This is a genomic window from Pseudomonas sp. NPDC087346, assembly GCF_044744235.1.
Lineage (GTDB): Bacteria > Pseudomonadota > Gammaproteobacteria > Pseudomonadales > Pseudomonadaceae > Aquipseudomonas.
In genome coordinates this window covers 10,950-24,946 of record NZ_JBIUXX010000040.1, presented here as the reverse complement: position 1 = coordinate 24,946, position 13,997 = coordinate 10,950, and the positions used below count along the sequence as shown (strand labels likewise).

General features: G+C 56.8%; 19 protein-coding genes. 16 read left to right on the top strand and 3 right to left on the bottom strand.

Features of this window, described 5'->3' with window-relative positions; all coding sequences use genetic code 11:
• Position 1 precedes the first annotated feature (1 nt).
• From ACIOZM_RS21470 to ACIOZM_RS21420, 11 genes are all read left to right on the top strand, one after another.
• Complete coding sequence (locus tag ACIOZM_RS21470; protein WP_401216924.1) at positions 2 to 832, top strand: phage minor head protein; 831 nt, start codon at positions 2 to 4, stop codon at positions 830 to 832.
• Between the two features lie 10 nt (positions 833 to 842).
• Positions 843 to 1,319 carry a phage virion morphogenesis protein gene (locus tag ACIOZM_RS21465; protein ID WP_401216922.1) on the top strand — a complete coding sequence of 159 codons (477 nt, stop codon included), beginning with the start codon at positions 843 to 845 and terminating at the stop codon, positions 1,317 to 1,319.
• A gap of 142 nt (positions 1,320 to 1,461) precedes the next feature.
• The gene (locus ACIOZM_RS21460; protein WP_401216993.1) at positions 1,462 to 2,265 is read left to right on the top strand and encodes a hypothetical protein; all 804 of its coding nucleotides are present in this window, start codon (positions 1,462 to 1,464) and stop codon (positions 2,263 to 2,265) included.
• A gap of 93 nt (positions 2,266 to 2,358) precedes the next feature.
• On the top strand, positions 2,359 to 3,378 hold the full coding sequence (locus ACIOZM_RS21455; protein WP_401216920.1) for a phage protease: 1,020 nt from the start codon (positions 2,359 to 2,361) through the stop codon (positions 3,376 to 3,378).
• An 8-nt stretch (positions 3,379 to 3,386) separates the two neighbouring features.
• Positions 3,387 to 3,755: a head decoration protein gene (locus ACIOZM_RS21450; protein ID WP_401216918.1), complete on the top strand. Its 369-nt coding sequence runs from the start codon at positions 3,387 to 3,389 to the stop codon at positions 3,753 to 3,755.
• A gap of 13 nt (positions 3,756 to 3,768) precedes the next feature.
• The gene (locus tag ACIOZM_RS21445; protein WP_401216916.1) at positions 3,769 to 4,749 is read left to right on the top strand and encodes a major capsid protein; all 981 of its coding nucleotides are present in this window, start codon (positions 3,769 to 3,771) and stop codon (positions 4,747 to 4,749) included.
• A gap of 3 nt (positions 4,750 to 4,752) precedes the next feature.
• Positions 4,753 to 5,184 carry a gp436 family protein gene (locus ACIOZM_RS21440; RefSeq protein ID WP_401216914.1) on the top strand — a complete coding sequence of 144 codons (432 nt, stop codon included), beginning with the start codon at positions 4,753 to 4,755 and terminating at the stop codon, positions 5,182 to 5,184.
• Entirely contained in the window at positions 5,184 to 5,672 is a 489-nt protein-coding gene (locus ACIOZM_RS21435) for a Gp37 family protein (protein ID WP_401216913.1), read from the top strand. Before ACIOZM_RS21440 ends, ACIOZM_RS21435 begins: the two co-directional genes overlap by 1 nt.
• Positions 5,669 to 5,902, top strand: a complete 234-nt coding sequence (locus ACIOZM_RS21430) for a hypothetical protein (protein WP_401216911.1) — start codon at positions 5,669 to 5,671, stop codon at positions 5,900 to 5,902. The genes ACIOZM_RS21435 and ACIOZM_RS21430 overlap by 4 nt, the downstream gene beginning before the upstream one ends.
• A gap of 5 nt (positions 5,903 to 5,907) precedes the next feature.
• On the top strand, positions 5,908 to 7,332 hold the full coding sequence (locus ACIOZM_RS21425) for a phage tail sheath subtilisin-like domain-containing protein (RefSeq protein WP_401216909.1): 1,425 nt from the start codon (positions 5,908 to 5,910) through the stop codon (positions 7,330 to 7,332).
• Positions 7,333 to 7,857: a phage major tail tube protein gene (locus tag ACIOZM_RS21420; RefSeq protein ID WP_401216907.1), complete on the top strand. Its 525-nt coding sequence runs from the start codon at positions 7,333 to 7,335 to the stop codon at positions 7,855 to 7,857.
• A gap of 35 nt (positions 7,858 to 7,892) precedes the next feature.
• Here the strand turns inward: ACIOZM_RS21420 and ACIOZM_RS21415 are convergent, their stop codons facing one another.
• Both ACIOZM_RS21415 and ACIOZM_RS21410 read right to left on the bottom strand, forming a co-directional pair.
• The gene (locus ACIOZM_RS21415; protein ID WP_401216905.1) at positions 7,893 to 8,243 is read right to left on the bottom strand and encodes a hypothetical protein; all 351 of its coding nucleotides are present in this window, start codon (positions 8,241 to 8,243) and stop codon (positions 7,893 to 7,895) included.
• Between the two features lie 60 nt (positions 8,244 to 8,303).
• Positions 8,304 to 8,498, bottom strand: a complete 195-nt coding sequence (locus ACIOZM_RS21410) for a hypothetical protein (protein ID WP_401216903.1) — start codon at positions 8,496 to 8,498, stop codon at positions 8,304 to 8,306.
• 128 nt (positions 8,499 to 8,626) lie between these two features.
• Between ACIOZM_RS21410 and ACIOZM_RS21405 the strand changes: the two genes are divergently transcribed.
• Positions 8,627 to 8,941, top strand: coding sequence for a phage tail assembly protein (locus ACIOZM_RS21405; RefSeq protein ID WP_401216901.1), 315 nt, complete (start codon positions 8,627 to 8,629; stop codon positions 8,939 to 8,941).
• A gap of 59 nt (positions 8,942 to 9,000) precedes the next feature.
• Here the strand turns inward: ACIOZM_RS21405 and ACIOZM_RS21400 are convergent, their stop codons facing one another.
• Positions 9,001 to 9,261: a hypothetical protein gene (locus ACIOZM_RS21400; protein ID WP_401216899.1), complete on the bottom strand. Its 261-nt coding sequence runs from the start codon at positions 9,259 to 9,261 to the stop codon at positions 9,001 to 9,003.
• 19 nt (positions 9,262 to 9,280) lie between these two features.
• On the opposite strand from ACIOZM_RS21400, the gene ACIOZM_RS21395 reads away from it, so the two are divergent.
• From ACIOZM_RS21395 to ACIOZM_RS21380, 4 genes are read left to right on the top strand one after another with little or no spacing between them, the layout of a single operon-like run.
• Positions 9,281 to 11,806 (top strand): phage tail tape measure protein, encoded by a 2,526-nt coding sequence (locus tag ACIOZM_RS21395; RefSeq protein ID WP_401216897.1) that lies wholly within the window; start codon positions 9,281 to 9,283, stop codon positions 11,804 to 11,806.
• Positions 11,806 to 12,687, top strand: coding sequence for a phage tail protein (locus ACIOZM_RS21390; RefSeq protein WP_401216896.1), 882 nt, complete (start codon positions 11,806 to 11,808; stop codon positions 12,685 to 12,687). The genes ACIOZM_RS21395 and ACIOZM_RS21390 overlap by 1 nt, the downstream gene beginning before the upstream one ends.
• Positions 12,687 to 12,893, top strand: a complete 207-nt coding sequence (locus ACIOZM_RS21385; protein ID WP_401216894.1) for a tail protein X — start codon at positions 12,687 to 12,689, stop codon at positions 12,891 to 12,893. Before ACIOZM_RS21390 ends, ACIOZM_RS21385 begins: the two co-directional genes overlap by 1 nt.
• Positions 12,881 to 13,990 (top strand): phage late control D family protein, encoded by a 1,110-nt coding sequence (locus tag ACIOZM_RS21380; RefSeq protein WP_401216892.1) that lies wholly within the window; start codon positions 12,881 to 12,883, stop codon positions 13,988 to 13,990. The genes ACIOZM_RS21385 and ACIOZM_RS21380 overlap by 13 nt, the downstream gene beginning before the upstream one ends.
• Positions 13,991 to 13,997 lie beyond the last annotated feature (7 nt).

The following is a 13,997-nucleotide window of genomic DNA, read 5'->3' as shown; positions in this document are numbered from 1 at the left end:
TATGGCTGCCTCGGATAAACGTCTTAGCCCCACCGACCTCAAGGCTATCTTTGGCCTTGAGCCCGAAAAGGCCATCGCTTACCTCAAGTTCAAGGGTTACGCGATCACCTGGAACTGGCAAGACATGCTTGATCAGGCGCATGACCAGGCCTTTACCGTGGCCAAGGCGATGCGCCTCGATCTACTATCGGATATTCGGGCAGCGCTTGAAACCGCGCTGCAGGACGGCCAGACCCTCAAGCAGTTCATCACGAACATGCAGCCGACTCTGGAAGCTCAAGGCTGGTGGGGACAACAGGTCATTGTCGACAGCGAGGGCGTCGGCGAGCTGGTGCAATTGGGTAGCCCACGCCGGCTTAAGACGATCTATCAAACCAACCTCCAGAGCGCTTACATGGCCGGCCGCAAGGCCAGCATGGAGGAAACCACCGACACCCATCCGTATTGGATGTACATCGCCATCCTGGACGGTAAGACACGACCGAGTCACCGGGCGCTGCACGGCCAGGTATTCCGTCACGATGATCCGATCTGGTCGGCGATCTTCCCGCCCAACGGATTCAACTGCCGCTGCCGTGTTGTTGCCTTGAGCGAAGCCGCAGTGAAACGTCGGGGTTTGAAGGTCGTGTCGAGCGAGGGGCGTATGTTCACCGAGACCGTGGAAACCGGCACCGACAAACGTACCGGCGAGGTCAGAACAGCGCCGGTCACAGGCATCCGTACCACCGACGCGGCAGGCAAATCCGTAACATTCCGCACAGATCCAGGATTCAACCACGCACCCGGCACTGGCCTTGCCGACATGCTCAAACGCAAACAGGCAGCCGCTTAGGAGGTTTTTAATGTTCACCGTCGAACTGGACCACCAACGATTGCAGACCGCTCTACGGAAGGTTGAGTGGGCGGTGGGTGATCTGGCGCCACTGATGCGCGGCATCGCTGCCGAGCTGGGCAGCCAGACTGAAGAAAACTTCGAAGCGGAAGGTCGCCCCGATTGGGCCGACCTGTCAGATGTCACCACCACACGCCGCGAAAAAAATGGCAACTGGCCTGGCCAGATGCTGCAGGTCAGTGCGGCTGGTTTGGCGGCCTCGGTCACCACTCACGCGACCGATAGCTCGGCACTGGTCGGTAGTAACAAACCCTATGCAGCGATGATGCAGTTCGGTGGGGACAAGTCTGACTTCCCTCATCTGTGGGGCGACATTCCAGGTCGTCCGTATTTACCGATGAACGCCGATGGCGAACTGCAGCCTGAAACGGAGGAAGCTATTCTTGAGTTGGCTGTGAATCACCTGGAAAAAGCCGCCCGCCTGTAACCCCTCTAGAAGCCCCCAGCAGACCTAGCAGCTCCGGTTCATCATCACAGCCACTGAAAAATCGTCGTAAAGGCTTTATAAAGGCTCATTGGGCCTCTCTTGGTGCGGGGCCGCGCATAGAAGGGAGATTGCGGTGAGCCAGATGAACAAAATGGAGCAAGAGGTCGTTTATCTTACTGCCGTGGTTGAGCTGATTAGCTCAATGGTCAATAGAGCCATGTTCAGTGTCAACGGTGAGGGGGAGCACAAAAACGTTTGGTTCGAGTCGTCTACTCATAGGCAATTTTTTTCAATCGCGTTGGTGGATTTTTTATCCACCACAGACAAAGATGCCCCTGTGCCGAAGACCTCCTATTTGAACGCACTACGCACCATTGCCAACGATCCGAGCTTTGAACAATCTGGATCGGTGGCACACCTGAAACAGACCGTTGATAATTTTTCGAGCTGGCTGAATACAGAGATCGAGGTAGACGCTTGGCTCCCGTCTATTGATCAGCAAGTAGCTCTGCAAATATCTCGAAGCTTGCTACTGAAAATCGGCGGCAATCTATCCAAGCATAATTTCCTACGCTCGGTGGGCGTTGCGAAAGATCTGCAGCGCCTCCTGTCGAACGCCGGAGCAGACGTGGAACTGCACCAAGCGATTCTCGCGCAGCCGGAGATTTATGAAGTCTTTCACATCGATGTCGCCGCCTATCACGCAAGCACAATTGCCGAATTCCTGAATGAGCTTTGGTGGGGCATCCAGACCTATCTCACACCCGAATTTCATCGAAGCATAATTCGTGAATACGACGGCACTGGCAGATATCGGTATCAGTATCCAGCTGAGATAGCGCACCCCTTTGGTAAAAGTTGCTATTGGAATCTCCTGAATCAGATTCGCTCGGGACCGATCTTTGAGCGTTTCAAAATCACTCCCCACCTCAAAGGTAATTACTGAGCTATCAGCCAGCTCACTCTTTAAACTCGATTAAAAGTCCTGGGCCATTCATTGGCCCAGGCTGTGCGCATCACCTCCACGCAGCGCACAGCCATGAAACCACTGCACATCTTCAAGCCCGGTTCGCACACTGCAATGAGCGGCGTCAGCTTTGACTTTAGCGAGTCTGATCTGGCTGCCACAGTGGCAGCGTATGACCCAAGCCTTCACGAAGCCCCGATGGTCATAGGCCACCCGAAGCATGACGCCCCAGCCGCTGGTTGGGTCAAGTCGCTTACGGCTACCGCTCAAGGCTTGATAGCCGAACCACAACAGGTCGACCCGGCATTCGCTGAGCAAGTGGCCAAGGGCAGCTACAAGAAAATTTCCGCCTCCTTCTATCACCCCAGCGCCGCCAACAACCCAGTGCCGGGCGTGTATTACCTGCGCCACGTTGGTTTTCTCGGCGCTCAGCCGCCAGCAGTGAAAGGCCTGCGTCCCATTGAGCTGGCCGACGGCGAGGAAGGCGTTGTCGAGTTCGGTGACTACGGCCACGAACTCAACTCCGACATGTGGCGCCGTTTGCGCGAGTGGTTCATCGGCAAATTCGACAAAGAAACCGCCGACCAGGTGGCCCCGTCGTGGGCCATCGACAGCCTCGCCGAGATCGCCCGACAGCCTGAATCAGGAGATCAACCCGCTTTCTCCGAACCCACCCGATCCACCGAGGTAACCAACATGTCCGACAAAGACCCAACCGCCCTTGAGGCGGAGAACAAACGACTGAAGGCCGATATCGCCAAGCGCGACAGGGCCGCCCGAAATGCCGCGCAGGAAGCCATTCACGGGGCGAATGTCGAGTTCGCCGAAAAGCTGGTTGCTGCGGGCATGAAGCCGGTACACGCCCCGGCCGTAATTGCGGCGCTGGACTACGCCGATTCCAGCGAAACCCCGCTGGAGTTCGGAGAAGAGGATGCCCGCGAGCCATTGAGTGACGGCCTGAAGGCGATCTTCAGCGATCTGGCCGGTGGCGTCAGCTTCGCGGAAGTCGCCACCAAAGACCGCGCCGGCAAAACCGTTCCCCAAACCACTAACCCACTGCTGGCCGACGCTGAAGCCCGCTCGAAACGATAGGAGGCCCCATGGCCACGTTCACTCAACCGAAAGATCCAGGCGATTTACTGCTGGTCGAGGTCTGCCCCGGCTGGACGAAAGACAAAGTCATTTTGCTAGGTGGGGCGAATTACCCATTTGGCCAGGTTCTGGCGAAAGTCTCCGGCAAATACCAAGTGCTTGATCTCGCCGGCACTGGCGCGGCCAAAAAATCTGCGGCGGTTTTGATTGAAGCGGTGGACGCAACGGCCGGTGACAAGCCCGGCGTGGTGGTCTCTCGCGGCGCCGTCATCGACCCCACCGAACTGGCGTGGCCAGCCGGCGTCACCGAACCCCAGAAGGCCACCGCCCTGGACGAACTCAACGCCCTTGGCATCGTTGCCCGTACGGCCCTCTGATCAGGAGTACTCCATGAATCTGCAAGACATGTTCAGCATCGCCAACCTCACCGCCGCCGTGAACAAGCTTCCCGCGATTCCCGGAAAAGTCGGCGCTATGGGGTTGTTCGACGAAAAAGGCGTTACCAGCACCAGCGTGGTGATTGATGAGCGTGAAGGTCGTCTGGTCCTCGTGCCCAACACTTCGCGTAATGATGATCCAGCTCCAATGAAGGGTGGAAAACGTAAGCGCCGCAGCTTTGAAACCTTGCACCTGCCTATCAGCCGACCAATCCTTCCGAGCCAGTTGCAGGGGATCGCTGCATTCGGTGAGGAAAGCTCCGCAGCCCCTGTGGCTACCGTGATCAATGACAACCTGCAGGAGCTGAAGAACAGCATTGAGGCCACCCGCGAATTCCAACGGGTTGGCGCTTTGCGCGGCAAGCTGCTTGATGCGGACGGTTCTGTTCTTTTTGATCTGTTTGACGAATTCGACGTTGTACAGAAGAAAATCACGGTTGCCTTGAGCAACGCCGAGACTGATGTTCGCAAGGCTTGCCTGGGTGCAAAACGCCACGCCGAATCCAAGCTAGGCGGTGTGATGGTTACGGGCTTCCGCTCTTTCTGCGGGCCTGATTGGTTCGATGCCTTCACAGGCCATGAAAACGTCAAAAAAGCCTTCGAGCACTATCAGGAAGCTCAGGACCGTATCGGCGGAGACATGCGCTCCGGCTTCACTTTCGGTGGCATCGAGTTCATCGAATACGACGTCACCGTCAGCGGCCAGCGATTCATTCCGGCCGATATCGCCCAGGTGTTCCCGGTGGCCCGTGGCGTGTTCCGTATGTTCAACGCCCCGGCCAACTACAACGAAACCGTCAACACCTTGGGCCAGCCGTTCTACAGCAAGGCTGAAGAACGCAAACTGGGCAAAGGCTGGGATTTGGAAGCCCAGGCCAACCCACTCGCCATGTGCTTGTTCCCTGAAGCACTGGTCGAGTTGAAGGCAGGCTGACCTATGCGCTACTGCACCCGCGCCGACATCGGCAACGCCGTACCAGAGATGACGCTGATTCAGCTCTCCAACGATGATCCGGCTGCCGAGCTACCCAATGAAAGCGTCATTGAGGACGGCGTCCGTCAAGCGGAAGAGTTGGTGGATGGCTACCTTCGGGGCCGCTACAACCTGCCGCTCGATCCGGTGCCGACGGTACTGCGGGATGCAGTGGTCTACTTGGCGCGGCACTGGCTGTATCAGCGTCGCCCCGAGGGCGCATTGCCCGACGCGGTAAAGGACAGCCGCAAGGACACCATCAAGCTTCTGGAAAGCATCCGCGATGGCGTTGTCACCTTGGGCATGCCCAGTGGTCAGGCTACGCCAGAGCCTGGTGAGATTCGTGTCCGCGCACGCCGCCAGCAATTCGGTAGCGATCTATGGGAGCGCTACTGATGAGCGGAGCCCCGCCCAAAACCCAAACCGAACAGTTACTCGATGCGATGCGTACCCGACTGCAGGATCAGTTCGGCAAGGAGTTGATGGTCGAGCTGTTTCCCGAGAATCCAGCGGGCTACCGCCTTAACCATCCTCGTGGGGCGATCTTGCTGGCTTACGGAAAATCAACCTTCGGTGGGTCCGAAGCCGGTGATGCGATGTTCCAGGCACGCAACATTGTCATCAGGTTGACCCTGGTGTTTCGTCAACTCAATGGCAAGGACGGGGTGATCAGCTACCTGGATCAGATCCGCACCTGTCTGACTGGATGGTTTGCACCACATTGCGATCAGGCGTGCCGTCCTATAGCAGAGCAGTTCATCGGCCAAATGAGTGGACTCTGGCAGTACGGTCAGGACTTCTCCGTACGGGCCACTCAAGTGCAGCCCCCATACCCAACCGGTCCAGCGCTACCACCCAACCTCCAATTTGAGGAACCCCTATGAAGCTTACCCGTTACATCTATACCGGGCCGCCAAGCGCCGCCTCTCTGCGGGTAGGCGAAGCCCGCGAATTGCTTGAAGTGCAACTGCTTCCTGGCAAACCCGTCGGGCTGCCGGCCGATCACGAGTACACCTTGGTGTTGTTGGAACTCAAACACCTGGTACTTGCACCACCTGACGCGAAACCTGTCAGCAAGACTGCAGTTGCGCCTCAGAATTCTGGACAGGAGTAAGGCCCATGTCTGCTAACTATTTGCACGGCATTGAAACCACCGAAGTCGAGCGTGGCCCTCGGGCTATTCGGGTGGTCAAGTCAGCGGTGATCGCCCTGGTCGGCACCGCGGCTATCGGTCCGGTCAATGAGCTGACCTTGTCCTTGAACGATAAAGACGCGGCTCAGTTCGGCGCGCATCTCACCGGCTTCAGCATTCCCGAAGCTCTGGAGGGCATTTATGATTTCGGCACCGGTACTGTGCTGGTTATCAACGTCCTCGATCCGGACATCCACCGCACCAATGTCGCTGACCAGGTGAAACAGTTCGGGGATAACGACCTGCTCCAACTGGAGCATGGAGCGTTGCAATCACTGGAACTGAAATCCGCCGAAGGTGCTGCCTCGTACGTCCTCGATACTGACTACACGGTGACCCTGCTCACCGGTCGGGTGAAGCGCCTGGCGACGGGAGCGATTCCAGCCAATGCCCAGGTGAAGGCCAGCTACACCCACGCCGATCCAAGCAAAGTTACACCTGCCGACATCATCGGTGGGATCACCGTTGCCGGACGTCGCACGGGGTTGAAGGCCTTCCAGGACAGCTACAACACATTGGGTTTCTTTGCGAAGATTTTCATCGCACCAGGTTTCAGTACCTTGAACTCGGTGGGTGTCGAATTGGCTGCCGAGGCTATCAAAGTAGGCGGTGTTGCCTATCTCGACGCACCTATTGGCACCACGGTGCAACAGGTGATCGCCGGTCGGGGTCCAGCAGGCTCTATCAACTTCAACACCAGCAGCGACCGCGTGCGTCTGTGCTATCCGCACGTCAAGGTGTACGACGCTGCAACTGATGGTGAGCGTCTGCAGCCGCTGTCGATCCGCGCTGCAGGTCTGCGGGCCAAAGTCGACAACGACAAGGGCTATTGGTGGAGCAGCTCGAACCAGGAACTGCTGGGTGTGATTGGTCTGGAGCGGCCATTGACCGCTCGGGTGGATGACGCGAGCAGCGAGGTCAACCTGCTCAATGAAAATGGCATCACCACTGTGTTCAATTCGTTCGGCACCGGCCTGCGTTTGTGGGGCAACCGAACTGCCGCCTGGCCTACCGTGACGCACATGCGCAACTTCGAAAACGTTCGTCGCACCAAGGATGTGGTGGACGAATCGATTCGTTACAGCTCACTGCAGTTCGTGGATATGCCCATCATTGGCTCGTTGATTACCAGCATCACGGAAAGCGTCAACTTGTTCCTGCGCAAGCTGACTATCGACGGGGCTTTGGTCGGCGGCGAGTGCTGGTATGACCCAGCACGTAACCCACAGACAGAGCTGGAACTGGGCCATGCCCTGTTCAATTACAAGCTGACTGTGCCGTTGCCATTTGAGCGTGGCACCTTTGAAACTGAAATCACCGGGGAATACCTGGTCAACCTGGGAGCCGCATAAATGGCAGGCTTTAGTGCACACCGCGTTTCCAACGCCGCGATCTATCTTGATGGCGCGAGCTTCTTCGGCCGCGCTGAAGAGATCGACCTGGGCTCGATCAAAACCGTGACCAGCGACTTTCAAGGGCTGGGCATGGTTGGCTTGATCGAGCTGCCTGACGGGATCGATAAGCTGGAAGGCAAGATCACCTGGAACAGCATGTACTACGACGCCGCAGTCAAGCTGGTCACGCCATTCAAAAGCGTCCAGTTGCAGTGCCGCTCCAACGTCCAGGTCTTCAACAACGGCGGCCTGGTTGACGAGATCGCGTTGGTCACGATGATGACCATCACCGGCAAGGAATATCAGCTGGGCAGTCATAAACCGCGAGACCCGACCAAGTACGAGACGCCATTTTCGGCGACGTATGTTCGTCAGGTGCTCGATGGGCAAGAGGTGGTTTTGCTGGATTACCTGGCCAACATCTTCCGCGTGGGCGGTGAGGATCAGCTTTCCAAGTACAGGCAGAACATCGGGCAGGCGTAATAAAAAAGGCCGCTGATTTCAGCGGCCTTTTCTTGTTAGCGGTAATAAATAGAGGTGAGGCAGCGCGGGGTTGCGTTCAGAAGAGTGAACGCTTTCTGTGTCAGCGTCACGTCACCAAAGCTACCAAACCTCTTGTTCGTTCCCGTCAGATACTCCTCTGCGTACAACCAATTGACGCAATGGTCAAAAAACTTCTCGTCAGTGCTCGGCTCCTGTTCGGTGAGCTGGCCCGCTCCGCCTATCGTCTCAGGTTCCGGCTGAGGGATTTCCTGAATAGGACCGAGGTCCGAGAAGGCTAAGTTCAACGGCTCTGGAAACGACTCCAGTAACCGGGCGAAAATTGCACTAACAACTTCGTCGAATTTCTTTGAGTTCGTGATCTGCATACTGACTAATCCTTGTGCATCGATTATTTAGACTGGGCATCAACAAGTGAATATCTGTAATCAATTGCTACAGATATTCCTGACATATGACCTCAGGTGAACCATCGCTGTGCTTTCGGAAGCATTCAGCTTCCCGTTCAGGGCTGTTGACCGAGACTCTCCATTAGGCAGGTAGACAGTTAGCGTGTCGCCATGCACGGCATATTGAGCGGTGTATTCGACACCATCATGTTGTAGCGAAATTTCTTCTTCCATCGATGCGCTCCCCATTTCACCTCGAAATGTTCTCTTTAAACTCGATTAAAAGCCAGCGCCACAACCTGGTGCGATGCTCATGGCTCGTTCATAGCAGTCGATCAGACCGACAACCTGGAGCACCAAAGATGGCCGAAACAATCAGCTTGACCCTCAAATTTCCTTTCAAGAGTGCCAGCGGCGAGACGATCTCGAAGCTGTCCATCAAGCGCCTCAAACGCAAAGACATCAGCGCCGCGCAGGCCGTCACCAAAGACGAAGGCGCGCTCGAAGACATGCTCGTGGCCAAGATGCTGGGCATCACCTTGGAGGACCTCGGTGAATTCGATATCGCTGACTCTAAGTCAGCCACCGAGGTGTTGCGGGAAATGTCCAATGGAGGAGACCTTGCTGCAGTCCTGGGACGAGGCACTTTTGCTGGTGCTGAGGATGCAGCCGTCTGAGATTGTCCGACTGGACATGGTGGACTACTGGCGGTGGGTTGAAACCTGTAAACGTGAGATCAATCGTCGCATCGAACTCGCCGAGCAAATGAATGGCTAATCACGACCACTAGTCCGGTCACCACTCCCGCCAACAACGCGCCGCCCGCTGCAACAGGGGCGGCCGCTAGGGCCAGCAATGGCAGACCCAGACAGAACATCAGAACCGCTGCCCACAATGGCAGGCTCGCCAGGCAGAGCCAGGCAAGCCAGATCACACCGACGCCGATGGCGAGTGCATAGAGGGTTTTAGCGGTGCGTAAAGCGGTCTTCTCAAACATGCTCACAGCGTAGCAAATTATGGCTAATGAAGTTCTGGTTGGACTAAAGATCGGGGCCGCAGTATCGGGCAGCCTGAGTGCTGCATTCGGTTCGGCCAAGTCGACTGTGCAGCAGCTTGGTCGTGCTACTGATGGATTGACGGCCAAACAGAAACTCATCGGTACCGAGCTGGCGGCATCCCTAGCGCGTGGCGGCACCGGCATTGAACGCATGCGTCGGCAGTACGACCAGGTCGGCCGCACGATTGATCAACTCAAGGTCAAGCAAGAGCGTCTCAACACCAGTATCGCCAGGGGCGAAACTCTCAAAAACAAACGGGGTGAGCTGCGTGGCCAGGCCATGGAGACGGCTGGAACAGCGGCTGTAATCGGTGCGCCAGTTGTTCAGTCGATGCGTACTGCTATCGACTTCAAAGACAAGACCAATGACATCGCAATCACAGGCGGCTTCAATGCAGAAGAGGAAGCGCAGCTCGGCAATGTAATGCGAGGCGCCGCACTCAAGTGGAATCAAACTCAAACTGAAGTCGCTGCAGGCACGGCAGTGTTAATCGCTGGCGGGATCTCCAGTGCCAAAGAGCTTGCTGCATACGCGCCGGTCATGGCCAAAGCTGCTACCGCCACACGTGCCAGCATGGATGACCTCGGCTCTGTAGCCATCGCGTTGAATGACAACCTCGGTATCGGCGCCGCAGGACTTGAACGTTCGATGAACATGCTGGCCTTTGCTGGCAAAAGCGGTCAGTTCGAACTGGCGGACATGGCCAAATGGTTGCCGCAGCTCACGCCTCAGTTTGCAGCCCTTGGTGTGACTGGTGAGCGCGCAGTCGCCGAAATTGGTGCTTCTCTACAGATCGCCCGCCGAGGTGCTGGCAGTAATGATGAAGCGGCCAACAACTTCAAAAACTTCTTATCAAAAATAACTGCTCCAGACACCCTTAAAGCGTTTGAAAAGTCTGGTATCGACCTTAAAAGCAGCATGAAGAATTTGGTCAGCGAGGGGCTTTCTCCTGCTGAGGCAATGATAAAAATCCTGACTACTCATCTCGGAACCAAAGCACCCGCAGCTGCTGCCGAATACGGAAAAGCGCTGGATCTTAAAGACGATAAAGAGCGGCAGACTGCGTTAGCTCGATTGGATGAGGCTTATAAATTAGGTGAGCTCTTTGCTGACCAGCAGGTACTTTCATTTATTCGGCCTGCACTGGCTAATCAGAAGGATCTTAGTGGTATCCAGAATGGTAGTAAGGATGCGGCCGACAAGGGTGTGGTCGATACGGACTGGAAAAAACGGATGGAGAGCCCGAAGGAGCAGCTAAAAGCGCTGACGATCAATCTTTCGGAGATAGGAATAACCATCGGCAGCACCCTTTTGCCGGCCCTCGTCGACGTCACGCAAGCTGTCATCCCAGTTATGCAATCATTCGGCACTTGGGCCGGTGAGAATCCTGCACTTATCAAAGGTGTCATCGGCCTGGTCGGCGGCCTGTTGCTCGGCAAGTTGGCCTTCATCGGCGTTGCCTACGGGGCCAACCTGTTGCTTTCGCCCTTCGTGGCCATGAGCACCACCATCACAACACTGTCTTCAAAATGGACCTTGCTGCGCGGCATGTGGCAGATGGGTAGGTTCGCACCATTAATCAACGGTATGAGCAAAGGTGCCAGCGCCGTGACTTGGCTTGCTCGGGGCAGCGTGGTACTCGGTAAGGCTCTGGGCGGCAAGTTGCTTTTCGGTCTGCGAGTTGCAGGCCAGGCGATTCTGTGGCTCGGTCGAGCCTTGATGATGAACCCCATCGGTCTGCTGATCACGGGCATCGCCGTGGCGGCTTATCTGATTTATCGCTACTGGGAGCCGATCAAAGGCTTTTTTGCCAGCTTGTGGACGGAGATCAAAGCCGGCTTCAGCGGTGGTCTTTCCGGAATTTTGGGTTTGCTCGTTAACTTTTCTCCGGTCGGTATGTTCTACAGGGCCTTTGCCGGGGTGATGAGTTACTTCGGAGTTGAACTACCGGGCAAGTTCACCGAGTTCGGCGGCATGGTCATTGATGGTTTGGTCAACGGCATCAGCAATGCTTTAGGTGCTGCCAAAGAAGCTGTTATAGGTGTCGGGACTTCGGTCAAAGGCTGGTTTACCGAGACACTCGGCATCCAGTCTCCGAGCCGTGTGTTCATGGGCTATGGCGCGAACATCAGCGAAGGCGCCGCCATTGGCATCAGTGCGCAGTCAGACCTGGTGCGAAAAGCAGCACTTGGCATGGCCGCACAATCAGGCGTCGACCTTGCGCCGCCGAATCCGGCTGATGTCTCCAGGGCGAGCATGATGGGGAGCGCTGGAGGCGTCTCTGCTGGAATGGGTTCCGGCATGGGCGGCGGGCCGAGTTTCACTTTTTCACCTCAGATTACCGTGCCTGGTGGGGCCGACACACAGCAGCAGGTTCAACAAGGGCTACAGGCGGGTTATGTCGAATGGATGCGAATGATGGAGCGCTACATGCACGACAAACGCCGCCGTAGCTATGGCCCATCTGATGAGGGGATCGTCTGATGTTTGCCATCCTGGGCGATATCGAGTTCACCGTAGCGGGTGGCATCAGCGGCATGGAACAAAGTGGATCGGCCGACTGGGCAGAACACGCACGTATTCAAGGGAAACCCTTGCTGGAATGGATCGGTGAAGGTCTGGATGAATGCAACCTGACCATCGAGCTGCACCCGGTCCTGGGCGACCCCGAGGAACGGTTACGAACCCTGCGCCTGGCCAAGAGCAAACATGAGCCTCTGGCCTTTGTGATGGGAAGCGGCGAGTACCTGGGTGCCTACGTCATCACCAACATCTCCAATGCCATCCGTCGTACCACAGCCGTGGGCCAGATCAAGGCTGCAACGGTTCAACTGAACCTGAAGGAATACACCGGGGCTTTCACTCGCAAGGTCGCCCGGCCGGGGCTGCTCGATTCAGCCTTGAGTGGTACATCTGCAGCGGCGGCCGGTAAGCCCGGACTTATCTCGCGGCTGATGCCAACCCCTAGTACCGTCCAGTCGGTGATTGGTTATGCAAAAACGGCCGGGAACATCCTGAAGGCAGGCCAGAACTTGTATGAGACGGTCAAGAGTGGCAACGCCTCGATGATCCTCGGTCAAGTCCCGCAGTTGCTGGGTGTTACAGCCAGGGCTATTGAACCGCTGCAAGGACTGAAATCTGTGGCCGGACTACTGGAAGATGGTTCCGATCTGTCGCGACTGGGTGAGAACGTATTGGGTAGCGTGATGGGGGCTCGATCAGCCCTCAATCCGGTTGACCTGGGCAACATTGTTGATCGGTTCTCCGCGTCCCAAGCTTCGCTTGGTCAGGCGCTCACCACAATGGATGGCGCCCGGACCCGGTTAGCCGGGCTGGCGGCACAAGTCCTGACGAGGAAGTCCTGATGTTTATCACGCATGTCACGACTGAAGGTGAGCGTTGGGACCAGTTGGCCTGGCGGTACTACGGTGATGCTCATCGCTATTTGCCGATCGTTGAGGCCAACACCCATGTGCCGATTACCGCTGCTTTGCCAGCGGGTTTGACCCTGGCCATTCCCATCCTTGAACCCGTGGCCACCACCGAGGATCTTCCACCATGGATGCGATGATCCCCAAGCAAGTACCGGAAGCACGCTTCGTGCTGGCCTATCAGCAGAGCAACATCACCCGCAACGTCAGCCAGCACTTGATCTCCTTGTCCTACACCGACTATCTCACAGGCCAGGCTGACAGCCTGGAGGTCGAACTGGAGGACACCGAGGGTAAATGGCGTGATGCCTGGTATCCAGGGCATGGCGACAGCTTGACTCTATCCATTGGCTGGGAAGGTGAGCCGTTACGCGCTGTTGGACGGTTTGAGATCGATGAGGTTGAGCTGAATTGCCCGCCCTCGACGATCACCATTCATGGCCTGGCCACTGGCATTAAGGCGGCATTGCGGACCACCGAACACCACGCTTATGAAAACACCACACTGGATGCCGTGGCCAACCAGATCGCGGCACGTCAGGGGCTGGAGCTAATCGGCAGTATCGAGCCGATCAAGCTCGACCGGCTGACTCAGCAGGAGTCCGATCTGACCTTTCTGCGCAACTTGGCGGCCGAGTATGACTACGCCTTCAAGGTGACCGGCAACCGTATGGTCTTTCATGCGATCAGTGAGTTGGCCAAGAGCGCTCCGGTGGCAACTCTGGTGCTCCAGGACTTAAGCAGTGTGAACCTGCGCGACCAGATCAAGAGCGTCCCTCAAGCCATCGAGGTAAAGCACAAAGAGCCCGCGAAGAAAAAGCTGATTGCCTACAAAGTCGAGAATGGTGAAACCGTCGCGGTGCCCAGCAGCGTGAGCAAGGCCACCACCAGTGGTGATACCAAAAAGAGCCGCAAGCGCAGTGCCTCGGCCGAAGAGTCCAAGGCAAAAGCCAAGGCCGAGCTGGCCAAGGCCAACCGCGAACGCACCACAGGCAGTTGGGGCGCGATGGGCCGACCCAACCTGCTCAGCGGCAATGTGGTGACCTTGGTAGCGGCGGGAAAACTCGGCGGGAATTACCTGATCACGTCTTCGCAACACCGAATGACTCGGAGTGGCTACACCGTGGACAAATCAGTCTGCCGCATCTCCGCGCCCTCGATCACATTGGCCCAGGAGAACACCAAGCCGGACCTGGCTTTGGCAACTTACGGCATTCAGCAAGAAGTGGTGGCCTGATAATGGA